The sequence below is a fragment of the Candidatus Methylospira mobilis genome, assembly GCF_009498235.1.
Taxonomy (GTDB): Bacteria; Pseudomonadota; Gammaproteobacteria; order Methylococcales; family Methylococcaceae; genus Methylospira; species Methylospira mobilis.
Map to the genome: position 1 here is coordinate 4,168,522 of NZ_CP044205.1, position 26,308 is coordinate 4,194,829.

24 protein-coding genes and 1 pseudogene are annotated in these 26,308 nt (G+C 53.7%); 5 read left to right on the forward strand and 20 right to left on the reverse strand.

What is annotated here, in order from left to right:
* Positions 1–170 precede the first annotated feature (170 nt).
* A complete protein-coding gene (locus tag F6R98_RS19045) occupies positions 171–1,031 on the forward strand; it encodes a hypothetical protein (RefSeq protein ID WP_153250415.1) in 861 nt (286 codons plus the stop codon).
* A gap of 12 nt (positions 1,032–1,043) precedes the next feature.
* Here F6R98_RS19045 and rimO read toward each other — a convergent pair whose 3' ends face one another.
* The 12 genes and pseudogenes from rimO to F6R98_RS19105 all read right to left on the reverse strand — a co-directional run bounded on the left by rimO (position 1,044) and on the right by F6R98_RS19105 (position 11,623).
* Positions 1,044–2,357 (reverse strand): 30S ribosomal protein S12 methylthiotransferase RimO, encoded by a 1,314-nt coding sequence (gene rimO, locus F6R98_RS19050; protein WP_153250416.1) that lies wholly within the window; start codon positions 2,355–2,357, stop codon positions 1,044–1,046.
* A gap of 77 nt (positions 2,358–2,434) precedes the next feature.
* The gene (rfbG, locus tag F6R98_RS19055; protein WP_153250417.1) at positions 2,435–3,511 is read right to left on the reverse strand and encodes a CDP-glucose 4,6-dehydratase; all 1,077 of its coding nucleotides are present in this window, start codon (positions 3,509–3,511) and stop codon (positions 2,435–2,437) included.
* Positions 3,512–3,523: 12 nt separating this feature from the next.
* Entirely contained in the window at positions 3,524–3,826 is a 303-nt protein-coding gene (locus F6R98_RS19060) for an antibiotic biosynthesis monooxygenase family protein (protein ID WP_153250418.1), read from the reverse strand.
* 16 nt (positions 3,827–3,842) lie between these two features.
* The gene (locus tag F6R98_RS19065; RefSeq protein ID WP_153250419.1) at positions 3,843–4,445 is read right to left on the reverse strand and encodes a hypothetical protein; all 603 of its coding nucleotides are present in this window, start codon (positions 4,443–4,445) and stop codon (positions 3,843–3,845) included.
* A gap of 327 nt (positions 4,446–4,772) precedes the next feature.
* Entirely contained in the window at positions 4,773–5,285 is a 513-nt protein-coding gene (gene fae, locus F6R98_RS19070; RefSeq protein ID WP_153250420.1) for a formaldehyde-activating enzyme, read from the reverse strand.
* Between the two features lie 153 nt (positions 5,286–5,438).
* Positions 5,439–6,338, reverse strand: coding sequence for a triphosphoribosyl-dephospho-CoA synthase (locus F6R98_RS19075; protein WP_315700173.1), 900 nt, complete (start codon positions 6,336–6,338; stop codon positions 5,439–5,441).
* Entirely contained in the window at positions 6,335–7,255 is a 921-nt protein-coding gene (locus F6R98_RS19080) for an ATP-grasp domain-containing protein (RefSeq protein ID WP_228124968.1), read from the reverse strand. The genes F6R98_RS19075 and F6R98_RS19080 overlap by 4 nt, the downstream gene beginning before the upstream one ends.
* A 1-nt stretch (position 7,256) precedes the next feature.
* Positions 7,257–8,252: a methenyltetrahydromethanopterin cyclohydrolase gene (gene mch, locus F6R98_RS19085; RefSeq protein WP_153250422.1), complete on the reverse strand. Its 996-nt coding sequence runs from the start codon at positions 8,250–8,252 to the stop codon at positions 7,257–7,259.
* Positions 8,253–8,279: 27 nt separating this feature from the next.
* Positions 8,280–9,392 carry an ATP-grasp domain-containing protein gene (locus F6R98_RS19090; protein WP_153250423.1) on the reverse strand — a complete coding sequence of 371 codons (1,113 nt, stop codon included), beginning with the start codon at positions 9,390–9,392 and terminating at the stop codon, positions 8,280–8,282.
* A 41-nt stretch (positions 9,393–9,433) separates the two neighbouring features.
* A complete protein-coding gene (locus F6R98_RS19095) occupies positions 9,434–10,276 on the reverse strand; it encodes a putative bifunctional diguanylate cyclase/phosphodiesterase (protein WP_153250424.1) in 843 nt (280 codons plus the stop codon).
* Between the two features lie 70 nt (positions 10,277–10,346).
* Positions 10,347–10,661 (reverse strand): annotated as a pseudogene (locus F6R98_RS22925) (diguanylate cyclase domain-containing protein); the annotation flags it as partial.
* The gene (locus F6R98_RS19105; protein WP_153250425.1) at positions 10,640–11,623 is read right to left on the reverse strand and encodes a PAS domain-containing protein; all 984 of its coding nucleotides are present in this window, start codon (positions 11,621–11,623) and stop codon (positions 10,640–10,642) included. The gene F6R98_RS19105 and the pseudogene F6R98_RS22925, both read right to left, overlap by 22 nt.
* A gap of 495 nt (positions 11,624–12,118) precedes the next feature.
* Here F6R98_RS19105 and F6R98_RS19110 point away from each other — a divergent pair, with 495 nt between their 5' ends.
* Positions 12,119–12,925, forward strand: coding sequence for an NYN domain-containing protein (locus F6R98_RS19110; protein WP_153250426.1), 807 nt, complete (start codon positions 12,119–12,121; stop codon positions 12,923–12,925).
* A gap of 143 nt (positions 12,926–13,068) precedes the next feature.
* Here F6R98_RS19110 and F6R98_RS19115 read toward each other — a convergent pair whose 3' ends face one another.
* Positions 13,069–13,746: a hypothetical protein gene (locus F6R98_RS19115; protein ID WP_153250427.1), complete on the reverse strand. Its 678-nt coding sequence runs from the start codon at positions 13,744–13,746 to the stop codon at positions 13,069–13,071.
* Between the two features lie 259 nt (positions 13,747–14,005).
* Between F6R98_RS19115 and F6R98_RS19120 the strand changes: the two genes are divergently transcribed.
* Complete coding sequence (locus F6R98_RS19120) at positions 14,006–14,689, forward strand: response regulator transcription factor (protein ID WP_153250428.1); 684 nt, start codon at positions 14,006–14,008, stop codon at positions 14,687–14,689.
* 3 nt (positions 14,690–14,692) lie between these two features.
* Complete coding sequence (locus F6R98_RS19125; RefSeq protein WP_153250429.1) at positions 14,693–15,838, forward strand: sensor histidine kinase; 1,146 nt, start codon at positions 14,693–14,695, stop codon at positions 15,836–15,838.
* Between the two features lie 14 nt (positions 15,839–15,852).
* Here F6R98_RS19125 and argH read toward each other — a convergent pair whose 3' ends face one another.
* Positions 15,853–17,247: an argininosuccinate lyase gene (argH, locus tag F6R98_RS19130; protein WP_153250430.1), complete on the reverse strand. Its 1,395-nt coding sequence runs from the start codon at positions 17,245–17,247 to the stop codon at positions 15,853–15,855.
* A gap of 230 nt (positions 17,248–17,477) precedes the next feature.
* On the opposite strand from argH, the gene pgi reads away from it, so the two are divergent.
* Positions 17,478–19,118 carry a glucose-6-phosphate isomerase gene (pgi, locus tag F6R98_RS19135; protein ID WP_153250431.1) on the forward strand — a complete coding sequence of 547 codons (1,641 nt, stop codon included), beginning with the start codon at positions 17,478–17,480 and terminating at the stop codon, positions 19,116–19,118.
* Positions 19,119–19,464: 346 nt separating this feature from the next.
* Here pgi and F6R98_RS19140 read toward each other — a convergent pair whose 3' ends face one another.
* The 6 genes from F6R98_RS19140 to F6R98_RS19165 form a co-directional block, all read right to left on the reverse strand.
* Positions 19,465–20,637 carry a glycosyltransferase family 4 protein gene (locus tag F6R98_RS19140; RefSeq protein ID WP_153250432.1) on the reverse strand — a complete coding sequence of 391 codons (1,173 nt, stop codon included), beginning with the start codon at positions 20,635–20,637 and terminating at the stop codon, positions 19,465–19,467.
* 194 nt (positions 20,638–20,831) lie between these two features.
* Entirely contained in the window at positions 20,832–21,719 is an 888-nt protein-coding gene (locus tag F6R98_RS19145) for a glycosyltransferase family 2 protein (RefSeq protein WP_194270026.1), read from the reverse strand.
* A 125-nt stretch (positions 21,720–21,844) separates the two neighbouring features.
* The gene (locus tag F6R98_RS19150; protein WP_194270027.1) at positions 21,845–22,786 is read right to left on the reverse strand and encodes a GDP-L-fucose synthase family protein; all 942 of its coding nucleotides are present in this window, start codon (positions 22,784–22,786) and stop codon (positions 21,845–21,847) included.
* Complete coding sequence (gene gmd, locus F6R98_RS19155) at positions 22,786–23,901, reverse strand: GDP-mannose 4,6-dehydratase (protein WP_153250433.1); 1,116 nt, start codon at positions 23,899–23,901, stop codon at positions 22,786–22,788. Before gmd ends, F6R98_RS19150 begins: the two co-directional genes overlap by 1 nt.
* Positions 23,902–24,031: 130 nt before the next feature.
* Positions 24,032–25,051, reverse strand: coding sequence for a GDP-mannose 4,6-dehydratase (locus F6R98_RS19160; protein ID WP_153250434.1), 1,020 nt, complete (start codon positions 25,049–25,051; stop codon positions 24,032–24,034).
* A complete protein-coding gene (locus F6R98_RS19165) occupies positions 25,051–26,205 on the reverse strand; it encodes a glycosyltransferase family 4 protein (RefSeq protein ID WP_153250435.1) in 1,155 nt (384 codons plus the stop codon). The genes F6R98_RS19160 and F6R98_RS19165 overlap by 1 nt, the downstream gene beginning before the upstream one ends.
* Between the last annotated feature and the right edge of the window lie 103 nt (positions 26,206–26,308).

The window sequence follows — 26,308 nt, forward strand, 5'->3', positions numbered from 1 at the left end:
CGCCCATGTGTTATTGCACTATTGATTTATTATGGCGACAGCTGGTGATGCTGGTTGTGTGTGGCAAATCCATAAATCAACAACCACCAGCTAAAAGCCGGCGTGTTGACGATCGGCGGGCTAAACCGCCGACTGAAGAAAATACTGCTCATGCCGCTAGCTTTAAACCGGTGGCTATCGCACATTCTTGCGATCTAAATCCGTATTTCGAAAACAAAAACCCGGTCGCTGCCGGTTTGCTTGCCGCTTTTCTGTGGGCGTTGCCGTTCATTGCCGTTGCCGGGGTTTTCCATCCACAGCCTGAAACGGATCAAGCACTGGCGGCTCCGCTTGTGGCCGAGGGCGAAGCAGAAGACATGAGTTTCGACGAACAGGCTCGCGAAATGCGCATCTGGATGCGTCAGCGCGATCAAGAGCGCCGCGGCGGCGGTGTCGGTCCACTGCTGGACTTGAGTATTCCAAAAAACTTTGTTCGTCCGGAGAGCGATGTTGTAGCGCCTCGCCCCTCAGACCCTTTTCAGGATAGCGCAATTGATGACTCCGGGTATCGCGCCTGGGGCGATACGCATATCAAACTCAGGAACTCGGGAGAATATTCTGGAAGCACTGGCCATTCGAGTCGTTATACCCGCCATTGGACTACCCGGCATGGCAGGCACGCGGTCAAATACGGCAAGGGTAAGACAAAAAAGGGCGACTATAAAGAAACCGGCCTTCCTGAGCATCATCAAGCGCCTGTTGCGGATGACAAAGGTCAGCACGTACATGACAAGAAACCGCACGAACAAGCCGGTGTAAACAAGGATAAAACGGAAGAACCCGTTCAGACCGGCCACAAAAAGCAAAAAGAAAAACAGGCGGCGCCTGCCAAGGCGGACGATAAAAAACAAAGGGAGTTACCACCGAGAGAACCTGTTCATTCAACCCACAAAAAACAGGCCGATAAGCAGCAAGCGTCGCCTGATAAAACGGCGCATAAAAAACAAACGGACAAACAGGGAAAATCAGCCGGCGCCAAAGCGCACAAATAGCCGCGATGCGCGCTAAATCAGGTGCGCCCACATGTCGTGTTCGTCGGCTTCTTCTATCTCTACTTCGACCCAATCGCCCGTCTGCAGATGAGTGGCGTCATCGATAAATACCAGCCCATCGATTTCCGGCGCATCGGCGCGGCTGCGCCCTACCGCGCCCTCATCGACCACTTCGTCGATCAGCACATATTCTCGCGCGCCGATACGCGACTGCAGGCGTTGCGCGCTGATGGCGGCCTGTTTTTCCATGAAGCGGGCCAGCCTTTCTTCCTTGATTTCCTCCGGCACCGCGCCCGGCAGGTTGTTTGCGGCAGCGCCTTTGACCGGCGAATAGGCGAAACAGCCGACGCGATCCAGCTGCGCTTCTTCCAGAAACGCCAGCAGGCTCTCGAAACTTGCCTCGGTTTCACCCGGAAAACCGACAATAAAGGTGCTGCGCAGCGTCAGATCAGGACAGATACTGCGCCAGACACGTATCCGCTCCAGGGTGTTTTCGGTCGAGGCCGGACGTTTCATCAACCCCAGAATGTGCGGGTCGGCATGCTGAAACGGCACATCCAGATAGGGCAGGATTTTGCCTTCGGCCATTAACGGAATAACTTCGTCAACATGCGGGTAAGGATAGATGTAATGCAACCGGATCCAGATACCGAGATCGCCCAGCGCTTCGGCCAGTTCGTAAAAGCGGGTTTTGAGCGGGCGTCCGTCCCAAAAGCCGGTACGGTATTTCAGGTCGACGCCATAAGCGCTGGTATCCTGCGATACTACCAATAGCTCGCGTACCCCGGATTCGACCAGCCGCTCCGCCTCGTTCATGACCTCGCCTACCGGGCGGCTGACCAGATCGCCGCGCAAGGAAGGAATAATGCAAAAGGAACAGCGGTGACTGCAGCCTTCCGCGATTTTCAGATAGGCATAATGGCGCGGGGTCAGCTTGATGCCCTGCGGCGGCACCAGATCGGTAAAGGGATCGTGTGGCGGCGGCAGATGCCGGTGTACGCTTTCAACCACAGCCTCGTAGGCATGCGCGCCGGTAATTTGCAGTACCTGGGGGTGACGAGCAAGGATTTCGTCTTCACGCGCGCCCAGACAACCGGTCACGATGACCTTGCCATTTTCCGCCAGCGCTTCGCCTATCGCATCCAGTGACTCCTCGACGGCGGAATCGATGAAACCGCAGGTATTTACGATCACCAGATCGGCGTTTTTATAGCTCGGCACCAGATCGTAGCCTTCCGAACGCAGTTGCGTCATGATGCGCTCGCTGTCCACCAGCGCTTTCGGACAACCCAGGGATACGATGCCGATACTTTTAGATTTGTGCATAATGGCCGGTTTTGAGTGCTCGTCTATCGATTTCAGGAGTTCTGCCGCGGATACCCCCGGACACATAGGGAATCATGTCATTCCATCTCGGTATAATCGGTAATTTGATTTATTGTAAACGCGTTCATGTCTTCCCCGGCGCGATGCGCTTTATGCCAGGAGACTATATGCTCCAATGTACTGGCCAGCCGCCATTTCGGACGCCAGTTTAAACGCATTTTCGCTTTGGAACAGTCGAGTTTGAGGTGATGCGCTTCATGAGGGTGATCCGCCGTATCCAGCACCCAGCCCGCGCATTCGCCCCAATTTTCCGAGAGCTTGCCAACCACCCACTGCACCGGTTTGGCGTCTTCGTCGTTGGGGCCGAAATTCCATGCTTCACAGTAACCGCGGCCTTCATCGCAGAGCCGTTGCGCGAGCAGCAAATAGCCGGAAAGAGGTTCCAGCACATGCTGCCATGGCCTGATGGCGTGGGGATTCCGAATAATGACCGGGGTATTTTCGGATATGGCGCGCATAATATCCGGAATCAATCGGTCCTGCGCCCAATCTCCGCCTCCGATAACATTTCCGGCTCTGGCGCTGGCAATCGCCACCCGATGCCGATCATGCAGGGACTGATTGAAAAATGAGTTGCGGTAGGCGGCAGTAACCAACTCCGCGCACCCTTTGCTGCTGCTATACGGGTCATGGCCGCCCATGGCTTCGTCTTCACGGTAACCCCAAGCCCACTCGCGGTTTTCATAACACTTGTCGCTGGTAACATTGACGACCGCGCGTACGCTGGGCGTCTGTCTGACTGCTTCGAATAAGTGTACCGTCCCCATCACATTGGTTGAATAGGTTTCAACCGGGTTGGCGTATGAATAGCGCACCAAAGGCTGCGCCGCCATGTGAATGACAATATCGGGAACGGCTTGCCGCATGGCTGCCGCCAGCCGTTCGCCATTTCGAATATCATCGATTATCGATTGCATGCCGTCTGCAACCCGCGCCGTTTCGAATAAGTTCGGCGTGGACGGGGGCTGCAGCGCATAGCCGGTTACGTCCGCGCCCAGCTTCTGCAGCAACAAGCTCAGCCAGCCACCTTTAAAACCGGTATGACCGGTAATAAAAACGCGCTTGCCCGACCAGAATTCGCCGTTGATAATCATCCCGGCCTACGACTAAAGCACAACCTCAAAGCCCTCGAACTGAGGCGGCCCCAGATAGAGTCCTTTGGTACCGCCGGCGTTGGCGTGCGCCTGGCGGAAAGCTTCCGAATGCACCCAGGCGTCGAAAGCCTCGCGCGTATCCCAGATCACATGCGATGCAAACAAGGTATGCTCATCGGTTGACGGCCCTTGCAGCAAGTGAAACTGCTGAAACCCGGACACCTTGTCCAGTTGCGATTCGCGGTTTTTCCATACGGCTATAAACTCATCTTCCTTGCCGGGTGTGATCTTGAAACGATTCATCGCAATAAACATAAGCAAACCTTGTATATTAATTAGTATTAACCGCTTTCAGATAACCCTGAATATAGGTTGCCGGCAACTCGATTTTCTGCAAATCGCCGCTTTTACCAACCAGACGCGCACTCAAACCAGTCTTGGCAAAAACGGCCAGCTCTTCCTCAGAAAGCGGAAAGTCAAAGCGATCGCGGAAGGCGCATCCTGATTGCATGGTGTTAAATTCCTGGCAACGCTCGGTTTCCTGCCTTAGATGGGCGATGGGACGCAGCGTCCCGTCGGCAAAGCGCGCATCCAGATATCCCGCCGGATGTTTTGCCCGGTATTCGCTATCGATATCAATACGATGATGCTGCACACGCTTGCCTGCATCATCGGCGTGTCCACTCAAACGGTAGCTCAGGATATCCTCGCCACCCATGTTCACTTGCCAATGCTCCTGGGTCAACAACGGTGATTGATAATCGACGCCCGGCTGCCCGCCGGCGGTTGCAACCCGCTCTGTATTGGCTGCTATTTCATCGGGAGTCGCATTACGTAAATTGGCCTTGCCGCACCCGGAGGCCAGCAGAGCGCAAAAAAATAATCCGGCAACGCCAAGCTTCATATAACCGGATAAATCACTTTTACGAATCAATATCACTACTCCTCCGAGTCGAGTGTAAACCAGCCTGACTACTCGGCATAAGCTTTATCCCAAATAATGAGTCGAATAGTAGCCGCCGGGCTTTTTTCTCTACGCTGATTTCAGCATCCGCGTGCTGTTAATCGCAGCATTCGGCCTTTGTCAAATATTGTAGAATTATACCGGGTTGTATCGCTTGCGATAGCTTCATTGCCATCAGCGCCTTCATTCTCGTACCACATCAATACGAAAACGCCTTGAGGTATTTCTCCTCAAGGCGTTTCCCACAAAAACCCGCGAAGACAGAGTATGTCTCTGTCTCAACCGATACTCACAACCTTAGTTATGAGCAGCGAATGGGTGACCTTCGGTAGCCTTTCTGGCAACAACGTCAACAGCCTTCGGCTCGCCGGCAATGGCGCGCTTGATGGACAGCTTGGTTGCTTCGTAGTTGTAATCCTGGATTTTAGCGTCGTCTTCAGCCAGCCAGTGAATGAATACGCCTACGCAAATGAACAGGTCGTCCGCTTCGTCAGCCGGGATAGTGCCGTCTTCAACACAATCGGCCACAGCCATTGCAACGCCGCGCTGAGCAGGTCCGAACATCTGGGTTGCCTGTTTGCCGTTCTTGATGGTGACCTTGTTGAACATAACCGTGTTCGGCTTGCACAGCAGGTTGGGAGCAACCACAGCCAGCAGCGACGTAAAGCCGTCCTTGTTGTTGGTCAAGGTGTTGGCGAAAGCCGCTTCAGCGGCGCTGCCGCGCGGTCCCATGATCAGATCGATATGAGCGATTTCATTACCGCCGCCACACAATGCTTCGCCGACCAGCAACTTGTTAACTTTTCCCATCTGGATTTCCTCTTTTGTAAAAAATGAATAGAATTTTTGTATTAATGACACCGACATGTCTCCTGAACAATATGGCGATACGCGGCAAACAACCGCTCCCTGCTTCCAGGTCAGCTTGTTTCCGTATATCGCCCAGCCTTAACGCAATGTCCCTTAAGCATCCATTGAATCCCTGCGCAACGAACCAACACACCGACACAACAGATTTTCCAGGCGCACTGCCAGAAGACACGCTACCGTGAGATCCGCGGTTGTACCCGGATTTACTCCGGAAGACTTAAACTCTGTATCTACCTCATAAAGCAACTGCATGGCCACTTCGGGCCTGTCGGATTGAGACAGCATACGGTTAAGCGCTGTCATACGCTCCGTCACCATCCCGGTGAACCGGTTCCCAAACTTGCGCTGGATATGCGTATCAGGAATCTTTTCCAGCAGCCCTGAAAACACGAATACCGCAGCCCACGCTTCATCCCCCCATCGGGATGTCCCACTATGATAACGCGGAATTGCGAAATCAAAAATATCTTTAAAGGAGACAGTGTATTGATAAGCGATGCGATCCCGCTCCGCAGCCAGTTTCATGGCCTCATACAGAGTGATTTGCGGAGCGGTATTTTGTACATCCTGTGCGTCAACCTCCCCCAGACCGCCCGGCGCTGCCTCGCGTATGGCTTCGTAAACCTGGGCGCAATCATCCACCGTTGTTTCTTCCAGAACCCTGTTCAGACGTTCACGCAAATTTCCACTGTCTCCATCAATCTGACAAGCCTGCATCAGCGGAGCGGCCAGCAGCAGGATGCCCAGATTGGTATTGCACCTCACAGCGGCGCGCGTGGCGCGTACCGCCCGTACTATTTTTTCCCCGAGGGACAAACGGTAATCGGCAAGAAAAGGCGCGCTTACGCGCGCGCTCACGCGAAAATCCTCGACCGTCATATCGTGCGCTTCGGAGTAAACACTGACATTACCCGGTTTGAACGCCTGCAGCTCGCACTCGCAGGATTCGATAAACGCGGTTTCCAGCGCCTGCGCCGGCAACATCGGGCTCATTGCGCCATGACGTTATCGAGCACGGATTGCCGCACGCACTGCGATAAAAAATCATCCGCGAGCCGGTCGGCGATCACGACGTCGCTAACGCTTTGCAAGCCTTTCCATGCCGGCACGCTGTTGACCTCTATGACGCTATAGCGTCCCGCCTCATCCTGGATAATGTCCACGCCGGCGTACGGCATCCCGATGACAGCGACGGCATCCTCCGCCAAACGGCGCAGCACGGCATCGTCGTCCAGCCGCGCCGCCTCGCAATGCGCGCCCTGCGCGACATTGTTCAGCCAGGAAACGCCGCATCTGCGCATCGCGGCCACCGCCCTGCCGCGTATCACAAATACGCGCCAGTCATGGTATATCGAACCGCTGTCGACAAAGCGCTGCAGATAAAAAATGCCGTTGCTCTCGGCCAGCCCCTCCAGATCATCAAGCGAACGGTAACGTTGCACCCCCTCGCCCTGCGATCCGAACAGCGGCTTGGAAACAAGCTGATGACCCTGCTCCAGCTCGCGCACAGCAATGCTTATCGCCATATCTCGATCGTTACAAACCCATGCCGGCGGCGTCGGAATATCTGCGCAATGCAACAGAAAACTGGTCATGCCTTTATCCACAGTCCGCTCTATCGAACGCGCGTCGTTATATACGGGAACGCCCAGAAAAGCGAGGCCGTGCAATATGTCCAGAAAAAAACTGACCTGCTGCAGCGAGCCTCCCGGCACCCCACGTACGAACACGCCTGATGGCAACTGCGCATCGAATCCAGGTATCGAGATCGGTGCGCCTTCGCCGTCCAGATTGAGACGGCACGCTGTCAACGAAACATAGCAAGCTTCGAAGCCACGTACGCCGAACGCCAGTTTCAGCCGCGAGCCGTGCCATCCCGGATCGTCGGTAACAATAGCGACTCGCCCCAAATCACTCTCCGAAAGAGCGATCCAGCAAAGCTTCGTCCAAAGCGCCGGCATGGAAGCTGCGTCCCGACTCGATCGCGGTCACAATGACGCGCGCCGGACTGAACAGCATGGCGTCGACTTTGAAAAAGTCGTATTTATATTCCTTGAATATTTCGGCAAACGGCTTGCCATAATCGCGCGAAACCGAGCTCGGCAGATTATTTGCCAGAGCTTCCGCTGCATCGTCACTGCCTTTCACAAACAAATGGACGGTGCCGCCAAACAAAATGGCGTCGTTGGTACGCCCCATCGCCTTGATGAAATCGGGATGAGGCGGAGGTACCGGAGCATAGCCGGTACCGTCGACGATGTGCTCCAACGGAAAATGCAGCGAGTGCGCCTTGTGCAGCGATACTTCGAGCACGCGCGCCACCACCTGCATGCAGCCGGCCAGACTGCTGGTAGGCGTCAGAATAACGGTAATCTGCTCAGGGGGAAGCTGAGTGGCGGCGGCAACCTTGTCTATCAGTTCAACCGGCGGTATTTTGTCGACCTCCAGCACGATAACCGTCTCTTCCCCCCGATCACGGTAGGCCAGTTCATTGTAAAGCGCTTCCACCGGCTCATCGGCCCCACTCCTCTTTTTAACCGCCATCGCACGCGCGGGACCTGAACCGAGCGCATGAAAAGCGCCTTTGCCTTCACCATGCGACAGGCTCCAGCCGGCATATTGGCTCCCAAGACAGGAAAGAACCGGGTTGGTGGAATGCACGTTGACCATCAGCGGCCATAGTCTAAACGTGCTGCTGTGCGTCAGCGTTACCTTAGCCAGCCCGCCCATGCAGATTTCCGCAATAAGGCGCCCTGCTTCGAGCGACCCCGGACTCTGGATGCCGGCATCGATAATGATTGCGCCGTTTCCCAGTCTGCTGATATTCAGGCGATACTGGTCGGCGTTGGCAACCAGGTGCCGCACAATCGGCATGGCATAGGCATTGACGCTAATGGGTGTAGACATGGATTCCCTCTCTGTTAATCAATCTCTTCAATTTATGGCGCAGGAGCAATCTCCCAGCGAGGCCAGCAGCGCCAGCGCGCGCTGTTCCAGCAAAATTGCGGCCGACGCCGCATCGGAAATCTTTAATACCGTATGCTGCGTCGTTATTGTGCATAATGGCTCGTTCCCGGCAATCCGCGCGCCAGCATCAGGGCGATCAAAACACCATGCCGGCCAGGAAAACCCAAAAGGTACAATCATGGCGCGCGGTGCGTATACTATCCGAAACGCCCTTACACGACCGTCTTTGGCCCAAGCCTGCGCAACGTTGCCCCTGCAAGCCTGGATGTGCATCCACATCAACCCTTCGGGCAACAACTCGTCGTACAACATCAAGGTTGCGCTCGGACGAGGGTTCAACTCCAGCACGCGCACCCGGCCTTGATCCAGCACAAAGTCCAGGCTGTTCAAACCCACCAGCGCGCACGCTGCAACGATACGCTCTATATAATCGCAGACCTGATCTCGTTGCGCATGCGTCAAATCAGCACAGCTCACCGCGCCCGCGAACAAAAAAGGCGTATCGGGCGTCGTTTCGCACCAGAGCGTGTTAAAGCCGAAAACTTGCGCCCGACCCGCATGCGCCAGGAACAAAGCAGACATCGCCTCGCCCGGAATATAGCGCTGAAAGTAACCGTAGGATATATTTGGCGCCCTATTATCCGTCGGGACCAAGTGCTTCGGTGCGCAGAAGGCTACACCCTTGCCGCCCTCGCTGCAACCGCGTTTGAATAGCCAGCCATCCGCATTCACTGGTGGTAAACAGCTTGTTTCCGGATAAGCAATGGACAAGCGATCCAGCAATTCGAAAAAGGCGGACGGCGTATTGATCTGCGCCAGAATTTCCGGGCTATTACCCAGCAACGTACGCCCTTCGGCGAATCGCCTTACCCGCTGCGGATACATATCGACGCCGCTGCCGATTATCAGACCATGACCGCAGCCCGGCGGAGCCAGCAAGTCTACGGTTTGCTGCAAGGCTTGCTCTTCGTTCAGATCCAATCGTACATGCCGGTTCACATATGCGCACAAATCCGCATCGCCGAAACGATCAATCGCGTTCGCTCTGATACCGGCCCGCGCCAGCGAGCGCGCCATCATGCCGGCATGTTGCGCGAGCAGCAGAACGAAACCGGACGTATTCAGAACGACAACTCATCAGCCGGTTTCGGCCTGCCAAAATAGTAACCCTGAAACAATTTACAACCCAGCTCCCTCAAATGCTCATATTGCTTGATGTCTTCCACGCCTTCGGCGATGACGCTCATACCCAGTAGCCGCCCAAGCGTAATCACGGTCGATACGATAAAAATATCGTTGGAATTATATCCGATGCCTTGCACGAAGCTTTTATCAATTTTCACCTGATCGAAAGGCAGTTGCTTGAGATAACTGAGCGAGGAATAACCAGTGCCAAAGTCATCCATGGACAGCGTTACGCCCAAAACCTTAAGCTCAGCGATGGCTTCCTCGACATTCTGCAGTACGATGCTTTCAGTCAGCTCCAGCTTGAGCAACGCGGGGTCGATGGCGTATTGCGCGGCAATGCCCCGTACCTGATCGACAAAACCGGGCTGATAAAACTGCCTGACGCTGACATTCACCGCCACGCTCAAGCGTTGCGTTTCCGGCTTGCGGCTCCAGCGCATCAATTGCGCGCAGGCAGCTTCCAGCACCCACTTACCGATATCGAGAATAAACCCGGTTTCTTCGGCCAGGGGAATAAACTCCATCGGCGGCACCTCGCCGAGCAAGGGATGCTGCCAGCGCAGCAAGGCCTCCACGCCGATAAGGCGTCCGTCTTCGTCTACCTGATTTTGATATAACAGCGTTAACTGTAACCCTCTCACCGCCTGCCGCAATCCGGTTTCGAGTTCCGCGCGCTTTTCCAGGGCCTGCTGTATCGCCGGATCGAAGATACGATAGGTGTTTTTCCCGGCGTCTTTCGCCTGATACATGGCGGTATCGGCGCGCGAGCATCGCATGCGCGGTGATGCCGGGTTCGGAAAAAGCAATGCCTATGCTTGTCGTGCTGTGATAAATCCCCGAACTTAAAATATATGGCGCTCTGAACAGCGCCAGTATTTTTTCGGCCAAACCGTTGATCCGGGCCAGCACATCGTCCCGCTCACGGTTCAAGCCCTGCAACAAAATTCCGAATTCGTCGCCGCCCAGACGCGCCACAAAGACCTGATCATTAGCCGCCTGAATACCGAGCAACTGCTGGGCAACGTCCGCCAGCAGTTCATCGCCGACAGGATGCCCCTTGATATCGTTAAGCGTCTTGAAATTATCCAGATCGAGAAACAGCAAAGCTCCGCAACTTTTGCCCTGATTACAGTACTTAATCACACGATCCAGATACGCCAACAGGCGGTTCCGGTTGGGCAGCCGCGTAAGCGCATCATAAAACGCCAGATTATGGATTTTTTCTTCTGCCGCCTTGCGCTCGCTGATATCGGCAAAATTACCCACATAATGCGTCGTTCGTCCGTCGTCTCCGCGCACTGCGGTAATTCTGAGCCACTTGGGGTAACAATGGCCCTGTTTATGCCGGTCCCCCAGACCTCCCCTTGCCAAAATCCGCTACGCAGCAGCGATACCAGCATATCCCGATAAAACGACTCGTCGTGGCGTCCCGACTTCAAAACGGAAGGCTTCTTGCCTATGACTTCTTCGGCTTCGTACCCGGTTATCTCGGTAAACGCGCGGTTGACCCGCACGATGCGATGATCAAACTCGGTAATGATGATGCCTTCCTGAGTCTGAAAAGCGGTTGCGGCTATACGCTGCTCCATTTCTACGCGCTTGCTGTCGGTAATATCGCGCGATGCGCCGATGGTGCGCACGGCGCGTCGCATTGCGTGCCGCCCGTCAAAAAGGGTTTGAGAGCGCGTGGACAGCCAGCGCACGCCGCCATCACGGTGAACGACGCGATATTCGACATCAAGTAACCCGTCTCCATCCGGGATGTGCGCGCACGCTACAGCGGCAACGATACGCTCGCGATCTTCAGGATGCACGCATTTGAAAAACGTCTGCAAACTGATCCATTCATTGCCGCCCCAGCCATGCAATGCACGCTGCTCGCCCGACCAGTAGATGATATCCTTATCGTGATTATGATCGAAAACACCGGCGCCGGTAACGCGCAACGCCTGCCTGAGGCGCTCTTCGCTGAGCCGCAACGCCTCTTCGGATTTTTTGAATGCGGTAATATCCTGCAGCGACCCGACTACCAGAACCGGATTCAAATCCTGATCCTGCTCGGTCAGATAATGTACATGAACGTATTTGATGCGCCCGTCCGGCATGCGCAAACGGTGTCCCATCTCGGCAGGCTCGGGGAGCGCATGCGCGGCTCTGCGGCTCTATAGCCTTGAGCCGCAGCGATGCGATCATCAGGGTGGATCAGAGCGAGGAAAGCACCGTAATCAGAAATGCTTTGAGGCGAGTCGACTTCCAGTATACGGCAGGCTTGCTCGCACCAGCGCATTCTTCCGCTGCTCAGCTCCAATACCCAACTACCTAGATCCGCAACGCATTTCACTGAACAAAGCCGATTTTTCAACGAAATGTCTGAATCCATTTGATGCGCCCGACAGCCCCTTGGAGGGGCGGTGTAAAGTGTGCCTAAGGTTCGTGTACAAGTAGATGCAGTTTCACACAAACCGGCTGTCTGTGTAAACGTTGTATTTATTTGCCCATAGCACTGCTTTTTGGCCAGGAGATCGCTATGCGGTTAGACGTTGTCCGGTATATCCGGTATTGTGTGGAGCAAATCCGCAAGGCCGATTCCTGTTCCGCCCCCAAAAACCGGAGTCCCGATGATATCCCAACGACCAGCTGCAAAAATCGAATCCGAAGAGCCTGCTCTCCGATTGGCGGTTCTAATCGACGCCGACAATGCTCAGGCGACCGTCATAGAAGGTCTTCTGGCCGAAATCGCAAGATTCGGAGAGGCCACTGTCCGGCGCATATACGGCGACTTCACATCCCCCGCAAGCGCTTCCTGGAAAAGGGTTCTCCAGCGATATGCCATCAAACCGGTTCAACAGTTTGCATATACCACCGGCAAGAATGCCACAGACAGCACGCTGATAATCGATGCCATGGACTTGTTATACACGCGAAATTTTGACGGCTTTTGCCTGATTACCAGCGACAGCGATTTCACCGGACTGGCTATGAGGTTACGAGAAGAAGGGCTTACAGTGCTGGGATTTGGCGAAAGGAAAACGCCTGAAGCTTTCCGCAATGCCTGCCACAAATTCGTGTTTACCGAAGTACTGCGTCCAGGCACTGCAGCCGAGCCGGTCGCACAGCCACTTAAAACCAAGCGCGGAAAAAAGTCCTCTCCAGCTCAGGCGCCTGCCGAAGAAACAGATTACAAGCCTCTATTTCCAAAGGAATTTCTCATAACTGCCCTGGAACAGTCCATTGACGATGCCGGATGGACGCATCTCAGCACCTTCGGGAACTACCTTACCAAGCTGCAACCGGACTTTGATTCCCGGTTATACGGCTACAGGAAGCTTTCCGATCTCGTCAAGGCGAAAACCGATCTCTTCGTCACGGAAGAGCGACAGGCGGAAGGCGCAAATCAGAAGGTTCTCTATATTCGCGCAAAATAGCCTCGCCAAACGAGGCAAGCCGGCTGAGGAGTTGCCGCGACTGTTAAAAAAGCGCTGCTGTTATTTACTTGAAGCGAAGCGTCATCGACAAAGAATCCGCGTATCGGTTATAGTCGATACGCGGCCTGAAAGCCTTATGCACACTAGGCCAAAGTACTGACGGCATTGCCCGACAGGGAGCCGTTGCCGCTGCTCGGCAGATTATTGGCAAAAGCCGACAAAAAATTACTCAAGGTCGCATTGCTGCCGGTAATTCCCAAAGAACTCGCCAGGGTCTGAAAACTGGACTCCAGGGAAGACAAATCGCTCGAAGACGAAGAGCCGCCCGACGAGGAACTCGAAGACGAGGAAAGCTCGCTGATCAGGCTTTGCAAGTCTTTCGATATATTCGGCTGGGACGGAGGGTTTCCACCCGCACCGGAGACGGACGACGTGCTGCTACTGCCATCGCTATCACCATCGCTGTCCGTGCCGCTGCTCGACGAACCGCCGCTGCTCTGCGAGTGCAGGGCCTGCATCAGGTTTTGCATGAAAACGGCAAGCGCCTGCTGCTGCGACGAACTCAAGGAACTCGTTGAAGATGAGTCCGTCGAGCTGCTCGACGAATCCGAACTGCTGGTCGACGTCGAACTGCTGCTGGACAGCGACTCCAACGCGCTCAAAATGGAGTTCTGAAGACCGCCGCTCGGTGGTGGTCCGGGCGGTGGCTGCGCACCACCGGTGCTGCTGGTGCTGCCGGTGCCGGTAGTAGCGCTGGATTGACTCAGACTGCTAAGCCGAGACCACCAGTCGCTGGTGTTTGAAACCGAAGAAATGCTCATTGTTGCTCTCCTGAATAAGGTGTAGGGAGGAGGACTTCGTATCCGGACAGAATCCGTTCATCCGCTCGTTATGCGAATTCATTATCGACCCGCTCTCAAGAAAAGTAAGCGGTGAAACGGGTTAAATAAATTAAAAAATTGTTAAGATGCGACCTGCCTGCAGTTAAATGTAAAAAAAGGTAAATCCCCTGCTCCAACTGCGAATTTCGGGCATAAGCTTGCCTATCATTAACGGATTGAACTACACCCGAAAAATACAATGAGCAAGGTTTTGCTGATAGACGATGACGCCGAACTGGTCGAAATGCTGGCCGATTATTTGAGCCGCGACGGCTTCGCCGTCACCACCGCCCATAACGGCGAAAAAGGGCTCCCTCTCGCGCTCGGCGGCGAATTTGCGCTGGTCGTTCTGGATGTCATGATGCCCGGCACCAATGGCATTGAGGTACTCAAACAGATCCGTCAGCAAAGCCAGATACCGGTCATCATGCTTACCGCAAGAGGGGACGACACCGACCGTATTATCGGTCTGGAACTGGGCGCAGATGATTATGTTCCGAAACCGTGCACCGCTCGCGAACTGGCGGCGCGCATCAGAGCGATACTACGTCGCATGGAGCCGAATCCTGCGGACAACCATCAGCCCATCACTACCGGCAATCTGGTTTTGTGGCCGCAACAGCGGCGCGCGCTATGGTGCGGCGCACCACTGGACCTCACCAGCACCGAATTTAATCTGCTGGAAATACTGGCTCGCAATGCCGGCGCCACGGTCAGCAAGCAAACGCTGTCGGAAAATGGTCTGGGACGTCCGCTGGCGAAATTCGACCGCAGCATTGAAGTGCACATGAGCCGCATCCGCGAAAAACTGGGACTTTTGGCCGACGGACGCTCCTGTATTCAGACCGTCATTCGTCAAGGCTATCTGCTTATCAGGGAGTAACGCGTGGGACGTTTATTCTGGAAATTCTTTCTGGTCATTTTATTAGCGCAGATAATCAATGTCGCTGCCGTCAGCGGCCTGTTCTGGCTGCATGAACCGCAACATTGGCCGCCACATCACCCGGACTGGACGCCCCCGGAAACATGGAATCAGCAGCCCACACCGCAAACCGGCTCGATACCTTCCGCCGTCATGCCGCATGACCGCCACCCGCCGCCTCCACCGCCCGGCTTTCGCGAGTTTCCGCTATTGCCGATCGGCGTAGGACTGATTGTCAGTCTGGCGCTTGCCCTGCTGCTGGCGCGTCACATTTCCCGCCCGGTACTCGGGCTTAGACGGGCGTTCGAAACAATGGCGCATGGAAACTTCGATGTGCGCCTTGCGCCGCAAATGGAAGGGCGTCAGGATGAATTGGCCGATCTAGGGCGCGACTTCGACCGTACTGCCGAACAGCTGACCATCCTGATGGACAGTCAGCGCCGGCTTTTGCATGATGTTTCCCACGAGATTCGCTCTCCACTGGCGCGCATTCAGCTTGCAATCGATCTTGCTCAGCAGCAGCCGGATAGAACCGCCGCCAGTATCGAGCGCATACAGCGCGAATCGGAGCGGATTGTTAGACTGGTAGACGAATTACTCACTTTATCCCGTTTGGAAGCGCGCACTTTTCTGCCGGGAGAAGAAGACAATGTCGATGTGGCGGAGCTGATCGATGAAATTGTTGCTGATGCGCGTTTCGAAGCCGCAACGCGAAACTGCGAAATCGAACTCGCGGTATCCACCAAGACATTAATTCGTGGACGTCCGGATTTACTGCATCGTGCGTTTGAAAATATCATCCGAAACGCTATAGCGCACACTTTCGACGGGACGCGCATCAATATCACTGTCGCGAAGCAGGATCATTGGTTGCGCATAGATGTAACCGATGACGGGCCCGGCATACCGGAAATTGCATTAAAAGCCATTTTTGAACCCTTCATGCGTTTCCGCGAACAGCGCGGCAAGGACGAAGAAGCAAAAGGCTACGGCCTCGGTTTGGCTATCGCGCGCCAGACCATCGTAGCCCATGGCGGCAGCATAACGGCGCGCAATCGCAAAAACGGCGGATTGCAGATTAGTATGCTGCTGCCAATAGCAGGGATATAGATGGTACGGACGGATTATTTCCTGCCGCCATTCAATTTTTCCCTGGCCAGACGCGCCGCTTCGCGCACGCGCCTCGGTGCGGTGCCGCCCGGCAAATCACGCGCGGCGACGGAACCTTCCAGCGTCAACACCTGATAAACATCAGCTTCGATGATACCGGAAAGCGCTTGCAGCTCCTGCAATCCTAGTTCGGATAAGTCGCGCGAACCGGCTATTCCCAGTTGAACAGCTTTCCCTACCACCTCATGCGCGTCGCGAAACGCAAGTCCCTTGCCAACCAGATAATCGGCAAGGTCGGTCGCCGTAGCATAGCCTTTGCGCGCCGACTCGCGCATGGCTTCGCGGCGCGGCTGTACATGCGGCATCATTCCGGCGAAGGCGCGCAACGAATTAACCAGGGTATCCACTGTGTCGAACAGCGGCTCCTTGTCTTCCTGGTTATCCTTGTTGTAGGCCAGCGGCTGGCTTTTCATCAAGGTCAGCAGAGCGAATAAATGACCGTATACCCGCCCCGATTTGCCGCGTATCAGCTCGGGTACGTCGGGGTTCTTTTTCTGCGGCATGATCGACGATCCGGTACAGAAAGCGTCCGGCAGGTCGATGAAACCGAACTGAGCGCTGGTCCACAGTATCAATTCTTCGGAAAAACGCGACAAATGCATCATGATGATGCTGGCCGCCGCGCAAAACTCAATGGCGAAATCGCGGTCGCTGACAGCGTCCAGCGAATTGAGCGAAGGCTGTTCGAAACCGAGCAGCTCGGACACATAAGTGCGATCCAGCGGATAAGGGGTTCCGGCAAGCGCGGCAGAACCCAGCGGCATGACGTTGACGCGTTTGCGGCAATCGCCCAGACGCTCGTAGTCGCGCGACAGCATTTCGTTCCATGCCAGCATGTGGTGTCCGAAGGTAATGGGCTGCGCCACCTGCAAGTGTGTAAAGCCGGGCATGATGGTGTCTGCTTCACGCTCGGCCAAATCGATCAGCGCGGTTTGCAATTGCGCGATCCAGGTGCGGATTTCATCGATTTGATCACGCAGGAATAACCGGATATCGGTAGCCACCTGATCATTGCGGGAACGTCCGGTGTGCAGCTTTTTCCCCGCCTCACCGATATCCCGTGTCAACTGCGCTTCGATGTTCATATGTACATCTTCCAGCCCGATCGACCAGACGAAATCGCCGTCGCTTATCTTTTGGCGGATGACGTTCAGGCCTTGTACAATACCATCTTTCTCCCGGTCGTTGAGTATGCCGATACGGTTCAGCATCTTGGCGTGTGCAATGGAGCCCATGATATCGTAATCCGCCAGGCGCTTATCGAATTCGATTGATGCGGTAAACGCTTCGACAAAAGCGTCGGTCGCTTCGGTAAAACGGCCACCCCAAGGTTTATGTACCTGTTTCATGCGTATTCCTACGGTAAATAGCCGCATTATAACGCTATCCGCCGCTCCGCTTTTACCCGAGCCGCATTTGTGGAGAAGTTTGCCTTTAAAACCGTGGAACTCGTCATACTTTAACGGCTAGAATACGCGCACTGAAAACTGTCTTTCCGCCATGACGCTCATGAAGCGGGCGCCGAACGGTATTGAAGCATTTTCCAATAATAAAACAGCACCAACAGGATAACTCCAACATGCCCGTCGTTACCGAATCCGCCGCCTGGCTTGCCCTGCAAAGCCACGAACAGATAATTGCCGATCTGCACCTCAGGGACTTGTTTGAGGCCGACCCCAGTCGCTTCGATCGGTATTCAATAAATCTGGACGATATTCTTTTCGACTACTCAAAAAACCGCATTACCGATGACACATTGCCTTTGCTGTTGAAGCTGGCCGATGACGCGCAACTCAAGCAAAAAATTGCCGCTATGTTTTCCGGTGAAAAAATCAATGTCACCGAAAGCAGAGCAGTACTGCATACCGCACTCAGGAACCGCGCCAATACGCCGGTTATGGTTGATGGCCGCGATGTAATGCCTGACATCAACCGCGTGTTGAAGCAAATGCGCGAATTCAGCGAGCGGGTCCGTTCGCACGCATGGCGCGGCTATACCGGCAAGCCGATCACCGATATTGTCAATATCGGTATCGGCGGGTCCGACCTGGGTCCAAAAATGGTCGTCAAGGCCTTGACGCCTTATATTCAACCCGGATTGCGCGCCCACTTCGTCTCGAATATCGATGAAAACGATCTGTTGAATAACTTGCGCACACTGGACCAGGAAACTACGCTGTTCATCGTAGCCTCCAAGACCTTCAGCACCCAGGAAACCATGGCCAATGCGCATTCTGCCCGCGACTGGCTCCTGTCCAAGGCGCCGGATGAGACGGCGATTGCAAAACATTTCGTGGCCGTTTCCACCAACGCCGAAAGAGTTCATGATTTCGGCATAGACACCAGCCATATGTTCGAGTTCTGGGACTGGGTAGGCGGGCGTTATTCCATGTGGTCCGCAATCGGTTTGCCTATTGCAGTCATGATCGGCATGGACCATTTCGAAGAATTACTGACCGGAGCCGAGCGTGTTGACCAGCATTTCCGGACGGCCGACTTCGATAAAAACATACCCGTTATCATGGGGCTGCTGGGCATCTGGTACAACAACTTCATGGGAGCGGAAACGCACGCCGTGCTGCCGTACGATCAAAACCTGGAGTACCTGACCGACTATTTGCAACAGGCCGACATGGAAAGCAACGGCAAATCCGTCGATATCAATGCGCAGCCGATTTCATACAGCACCGGACCGATAATTTTCGGGGAACCGGGTACTAACGGCCAGCACGCTTTCTATCAGCTGTTGCATCAGGGCAGTAAGCTGGTACCCTGCGATTTTCTTGCTGCGGCTCAAAGCCATCACCATGTCGGAGACCATCACGCCATACTGGTATCCAATTTTCTGGCGCAGACCGAAGCGCTGATGATGGGGCGCACTACCGAGGAAGCGCGCCGCGAACTTGAAAAGCAAGGCGTTGCTCCGTCGAAAGTCGACGCCTTGGCCCGGGCAAAAACCTTTATCGGCAATAAGCCGTCCAATTCATTCCTGTACCGGAAATTATCGCCGCAAACGCTGGGGTCGTTAATTGCGTTATACGAACATAAAATTTATGTGCAGGGTGTAATATGGAATATCAACTCCTTCGACCAGATGGGAGTGGAGCTGGGCAAGCATCTTGCCCGCAAGATATTGCCGCAATTGGACGACGATCAACCTGTCGGCGACCATGATTCATCCACCAACGGCCTGCTTAATTATTATAAAAGTATTCGGTAACTATTCAGCTCATTAGAGTCTTCTTCGGAAGACCCATCATTAAATGGGACTGCAATGTAATCTTCGAATGAGGCAATTTTGCAGGAGCTGGCTAAAGCCAGCTCCTGCAGTAGAGAGATACAACGCTAGCCGAATAACTGCATTATTCGCAAGCCATAGCTTGGCATTGAAGGGCTTTGCTTAACCCACCGGTTCCCGGCGCCAGCATTATATGATTTCCATTTCCTGGCGGGCTTTCGTCACCCGCCAGAACTTCAGTCAGGCGCATTTCTTGCGTCCGGATTCGAAAACTGCCCGGAGTAACTTCGTTGCGGCTACAAGCGCAAGACGAACGGAGCCGAAAGGCTTAAGCGCTTCCCCCAAGCGCAAAGTTTCCGTCGGCAACCATGCGGTAAACATCAACTGTTTTTTGCGCTGTCGACTGCCAGGAATATCTTGATGCCACCTCCAGCGATTTTTTAACAGCAACGTTACGCCACTGCTCGTCTTCCAACAATATACGCAGATTATCTGAGATTTCACGAATATCGTTCGCTTCAACAATCAGCGCCGCGTCCGCGGCGACTTCCGGCAATGAAGAACGATTGGAAATAAGCGCGGGAATACCGCTGGCCATGGCTTCGAGTACAGGCAGCCCAAAACCCTCATACAAAGAAGGATAAGCAAATCCGCGCGCGCCGGAAAAAATTGCCGGCAAGTCGCTTTCCGGCACAAAACCAAGGTAACGCAACCACCCCTCGCTTTGCGCCTGCTCTATGCTCCGATGTATCGGCTTGCTTAGCCATCCTTTATCGCCAGCCAGCACCAAAGGGTAACGCTTGCGTAAGGCTTCGGGCAACTCCCCGTAAGCGCTCAGTAAAGCCGCGATATTTTTTCTCGGCTCTATGGTCGCTACGCAAAAGGTATAACCTCCATACTCAAGACCGAACCGGCCCAATACTTCGGCAGTCTGCTCACGATTGCGCGGATGAAAATCCTCTGTAACGCCTAATGGCACGGAACAAACCTTGTGCTCCGGCCAACCGAAGAACTCGATCACTTCCTGGCGAACGAATTCCGAATCGGTAATCAGAAAATTTGCCCGCTCCAAAGAGACCGCAACCTCTTTCTCCATGAAAGCAACCCGTTCAGGCGGATGGAACTGCGGGTAACGAAAAATGGAAAGATCATGAATGGTGGCGATGGCCGGGCCGGAACATTGAGGCAAGTAGAAATTCGGTCCATGAAAAATATAATCGGCGTAAGGGCGCAAGCGCTGACGCAACAGGATAGTTGTTAAAATCCGGTATGAGGCGACCACAGTGGAACTGCGCAACAAACTGCGCCTGGCCGCAATTTTTATTGCCGATCCTTGCAGTAACGCATCAATATCTTTTACCCACTGACCTCTACCGCCCCGAAGGAAGCGCACGTCTTCCACCCCGGGAATAGACGGAATACGCGTTGCCAGCTCCCAGTTATATCGTCCGATACCCGTTAGAGGCGGTTTGATGGCGTTTACGGCTAGTATGACTTTCATATATGTTTATTCGCCCGGATAAGCGCTGATTTTATACCAGCAAAAAGGGTAACTGTTCAGCGTTTGATGTAGAAGAAGAGAGGCGAGTCTGGCGTTACACGTGGAAACGCGCCAATCGGAACAACGGCGATTTCGCCAATTTCCTCCCCAGGCATTCATACTCCGCTTTTGATGCTGCAGGGTGCATACGGAGATTATATCCTGCGTAAAAAGTGCTTCAACATCGCAAAAGTAACCCGCTTGTTCCAGCGCAGTTCCGCCAGTATCGCGCGTATGCCCACTTCAGGCGCATGGAAAATCGGAAGAGATATCCTTCCGATTCGCGATCCAACAACCACATGGGCATAATTACATAGCCAGGGGATAGGCACAGCCCCGAATTTTTTTTTGAACATGTCGTTTATTTCTTCACGGACTGCGACGCGTGCGCTCAGGGTTTTGTTTTCTGCGTACAATCTTGATCCGGCAAGCTTGCCTTCGAGATAAGCGAAGCGGATGCCGTGCTCGGCAAGGCGCAGCCAATATTCGTAATCCATACAATAATTCAACGTTTCGTCCAATAGCCCGAGTTGCTCCACGACGCTACGCCGGAAAAACGCAGCAGGCTGGCAAATAATACAGGTTTCCTTCAGACGCTGATAACTCCATGGCTCGGTTGGATAGGACTCGAACACTTTATCTTCAGTATCTATATGATCGGCCATCCCATATACCAGATCGATGTCCGGATGATCGTTGAAGAATGCGACTATTTTCGCAATAGCGCCGGGATAATAAATATCATCGGAGTTCAACCAGCCGATAATATCTCCATCGGTTGCGCTAATGCCTTTATTGACTGCATCGGCTTGTCCTTTATCCTTCCGAGACTCCCAGCGTATGGAAGAGCCGTAGCGCTTTAATATATCAATAGTCTTGTCGGTGCTGCCGCCATCGAACACGACATGTTCGATTTCAGCGCCCGTCTGATCTGCGACGCTTTGCAGCGTACGTTCTATGAATTGCCCTTGATTAAAAGAAGGAGTAATGATGCTGACTTTCAATACGTGAATCTCTGCGTTACCGTGTAAATCGTGTAGCATACATCAACCCTCATTTTCTGCTGTGAGCGGCTGGTTGGGGGAAACCGGGCATGGCAAACGATCGCGGCGTTAAAGGGGCGGTAATTTGCCATGACCGGTTGGAACGCCTCAGCCTCTTTTTCGAATTACATGGCCGGCCGGGTTAAAAAGTCCGCGTAGGCTTTAGCAATTCCATCGCCCAGCGAGATTTTTGACTGCCAACCAAGCTCACGCATCCTGTCGACATTCAACAGTTTACGCGGAGTGCCGTCCGGCATATTTGCATCGAACACTATCTTGCCTTTAAAACCGACAACGCTCATGACCGTCTCTGCCAGTTCGCATATCGTTACATCCTCGCCAGTCCCCACATTGAATAACCCATCCAATACGCCCCGTTCCATCAGGAAAATACAGGCGTCAGCCAAGTCGTCAACATACAGAAACTCGCGCTTAGGCTTGCCCGTTCCCCAAACGACCAGCTCCTTATCGCCCCGCGTCCTGGCTTCGTGCGCCTTGCGTATCAAAGCAGGCAAGACATGGCTGTTGTTTAAATCGTAGTTGTCATTGGGACCATAAAGATTGGTCGGCATAACCGAAATATAATTAGTACCGTACTGGCGGTTATAGCTCTCGCACAGCTTGATTCCGGCGATCTTGGCGATGGCGTAGGGCTCGTTGGTCTGCTCCAACGGGCCTGTCAAAAGGTACTCTTCCCTGATGGGTTGCGGGCAATCGCGCGGATAAATACAACTGGAACCGAGGAAGCATAAGCGATTAATATCCGCCCGGCATGCGCCATTGATGACATTGGTTTCGACAGTTAAATTTTCGAAAATAAAATCGGCTCGATAGGTATTGTTGGCGTGTATACCGCCCACTTTGGCTGCCGCCATGAAGATATACTCGGGCTGCTCAGCCGCCAGAAAATTATACACGGCGTGTTGATCAAGCAGATCCAACTCTGATCGCTTACGCGTAATAATGTGCTGGTAGCCTTTGGATTGTAAGCCGCGCATCAACGCCGAACCGACCATCCCCCGATGACCGGCAACAAAAATTTTCGCGTCTTTGGCTATGGCCGTCATTATTCACGCCCCACGGAAACCTTGAACCCACGGCTTTTAAGCAAAGCGTGCTGCCTGGCCTTGTCCAGATCGTGAGCAACCATCTCTGCTATCATCTCGTCCAGGGTAATGCCTGGCACCCACCCCAGCTTCTCTCTGGCCTTGGTCGGATCACCAAGCAGCGTTTCCACTTCGGCGGGGCGGAAGTAACGAGGGTCGACTTTAACGACAATATCGCCGACTTTCGCTGCCGGCGCTTTGTCTCCACTGATTGCGGCTATACGTCCCTGCTCATTTACGCCCTCGCCCTCCCAAGCAAGTTCGATGCCCAGCTGTGCGGCAGCTTTATTAATAAATGTGCGTACGTCGTACTGCTTGCCGGTGGCGATAACGAAATCGTCGGGCCGATCCTGCTGCAGCATCAACCACTGCATTTCTACATAATCCTTGGCGTGTCCCCAATCGCGCAGAGCGTCGATGTTGCCCATGAACAGACAGCTATCAAGACCCTGAGCAATATTGGCAAGACCTCGGGTAATCTTGCGGGTTACGAAGGTTTCTCCACGTCGTGAGGATTCGTGGTTGAAAAGTATGCCGTTACAGGCATAGATACCGTAAGCTTCCCGATAGTTGACCGTGATCCAGTAAGCATATAGCTTGGCGACGGCGTAGGGAGAGCGGGGGTAGAAAGGCGTCGTTTCCTTTTGAGGGATTTCCTGAACCAGACCGTACAGCTCCGAGGTACTGGCCTGGTAAAAGCGTGTTTTCTTCTCCAAGCCCAGAAAACGAATGCCCTCCAGCAGACGCAAGGCGCCTATCCCATCCACGTCGGCAGTATATTCCGGCGACTCGAAACTTACCGCAACATGCGACTGCGCGCCAAGGTTATAAACTTCATCCGGTTGAACTTCCTGTAAAATGCGGATCAGGTTCGATGTATCCGTCAAATCGCCGTAGTGCAGCTTCAGCCGCGCATGTGGAGCGTGGGGATCCTCGTAGATATGATCGATGCGTTCCGTATTGAATAAAGAGGCGCGGCGCTTGATTCCGTGAACCTCGTAACCTTTGGCCAATAGGAATTCAGCCAAATATGAGCCATCCTGGCCGGTAATGCCAGTAATCAAAGCCTTTTTCATTTCAACTACTCTCTAAATGTTACTCGAATCCTGTTTTTTGTGCACTGCCAAGAGAAGGACCGATTTATTTAAAACGCTCAACGCCGTTAAAATATCTATTTACGTTCCATTTCCATCAATAAAAACGCTGTCAATGATATCCGGGCGGGGATTCAAGACGCGCAATTTGAGCGGCAACCATATCGCGGACCATCCGCTCAAAACTGATGGTTGGCTCCCAGTCAAGAATCCTGCGCGCCTTGGCTGCATCCGCAAGGGTTTGCCCTGTTTCCATCGGACGAACCAGATCAGGGTCGCTGATGACATGGTCCTGCCACTCGAGACCGACGTGATCATACGCAGTCTCACATAGCTCCCGCAAGGTATGCAGTTCTCCAGTACCGACCACAAAATCGTCCGGTTTTTCTTGTTGGAGCATCAGCCACATCGCGCGGACGAAATCGACTGCGTGCCCCCAGTCGCGCGCTACATCAAGGTTACCCAGTGCAAGGCGGCCCCCGCTGACTATAGGATGCCCTCTTTCATTTAAATCCGGCGAATCTGTTATTCCTAAAGCAGCGCAGGCGGCTCCGTAGACAATCTTTTGGGTAACAAAATGCAGCGGACGGCGCTCGCTTTCGTGATTAAACAATATTCCGCTGGAGATAAACAAGCGATAGCTTTCGCGATAAATCTGCACCATTTGATGGGCGTAGACCTTGGCCGCTGCATAAGGGTTGGCCGGATTAAACGGGGTATCCTCGTTCTGAGGGAAACATTTGGCCTGGCCAAACATGTCTGAAGACGATGCATGATAAATTCGTGCTTCCGGGCATAAATGGCGAGCGGCTTCGAACAGCCGAATAGCCCCCATGCCGTTGATCAACAGCGTTTCCGGCGCTCGTATCCATGACTCACCCGGACGGGACTGGGACGCAAGATTGTAAATCTCGTCAGGATTTGCATCCTGTAAGGCAGATGAAATATCAACGCCTTCCGACATATCGCCAAAAATCACCTGAATTCTATCAGCAAGATGACTGGCATTGTTCCGTCGAAACCAGCTCTCGCGCCGCACTAGCCCGTAAACCTGGTAACCTTTCTCCAGCAGCAGTTCCGCCAGAAAAGATCCGTCCTGTCCGGTAATGCCGGTTATCAAAGCTTTTTTCATTAAATCATCTGTCGTTTGGGAAGCATCGCGGCCTCCCGGTATAAATCCAACAGTGCCGTCGCACTGCTTTGCCAACTGAATTTTCCGGCTTGCCGCCTTGACTTGATCTTTAACTGTTCACGTTCGTCCTTGTTCTGTGACAGGCGCAACATGCTGTCGGCCCATGCAGCCGTATCCGCCGGATTCAGCAATATTGCCGCATCACCCGCTACTTCAGGTATGGAGCTTGTATCGGACGTCAGCGTCGGCGCGCCAAATTTCATCCCCTCAAGCACAGGCAGACCGAAACCTTCGAAAAGTGAAGGGTAAAGGTTGGCATAGCAGTTACGGTATAGCCATATCAACTCGTCATCAGAAACATAGCCGGTCATCACAACTTGCGCAGCTATCCCCAAGTCAAGCAAATGTTCCTTGAAGTCATCCATCAGCCAGCCTTTGCCTCCGGCCAGCACCAAAGGCATGGGCGCGCCTCCCGAAGCGATGTAGCGGGCATAGGCGTCTACAAGACAGCGCTGATTCTTTCTGGGCTCAATAGTACCCACGTTCAACCAATAGCTTCCGGATGGAATATTTCCCATTGATTTAGGGCGCTTGCCTTCGCCATTTGAATCAACGAATCGCGAGCAGGGGTAAATGACGCGTATTCTGTCTTCGGGAAAATGCGGAAAAACCCTTAAATAATGGTCTCGCGAAGCTTCCGAAATCGCAACTACCCAATCAGCTGCGACACTTGCGCGAAAAACGCCGTCGAAACACCCTGTCCGGTTAGTTTCCATGGTCCAGCTTGGATCGATTGCAAAACCCAAGTCGTAGAAGGTATAAACAAGCCGGCTCGACATCAGCTGAATCGGACACCAGTAGTTGTTGGCATGAATGATGTCCGGCATTCCCAGCTGGGTCTCTACATCGGGGTTAGCCCAGAAAACCGAAGCAATTTCCCTTGTTATATGCCGCGGGCCGTAATGGACATTGTTCCCTGCATATGGGGATCGAACCGGCATTAATGCGTCAAAGTAGAAATCACCAAAACTGGGGAAAAGCGAATAGCGATACTCCGGCGCATGCACAAGCATGGCTTGAAGCATCGCGTGAGCATAATATCCGCAGCCGGCTTTTCCGGAACCGGTTTGAGATACATCAAAACCTATATGCATATTTTTCAAAGAATAGTGCGCGTAGCAGCCTTATTCCGCAGTCTGCGCATTCAGCCTCCTGCCGGATATTAACTACGTTTTTACGGACGAGCTATATTAATGT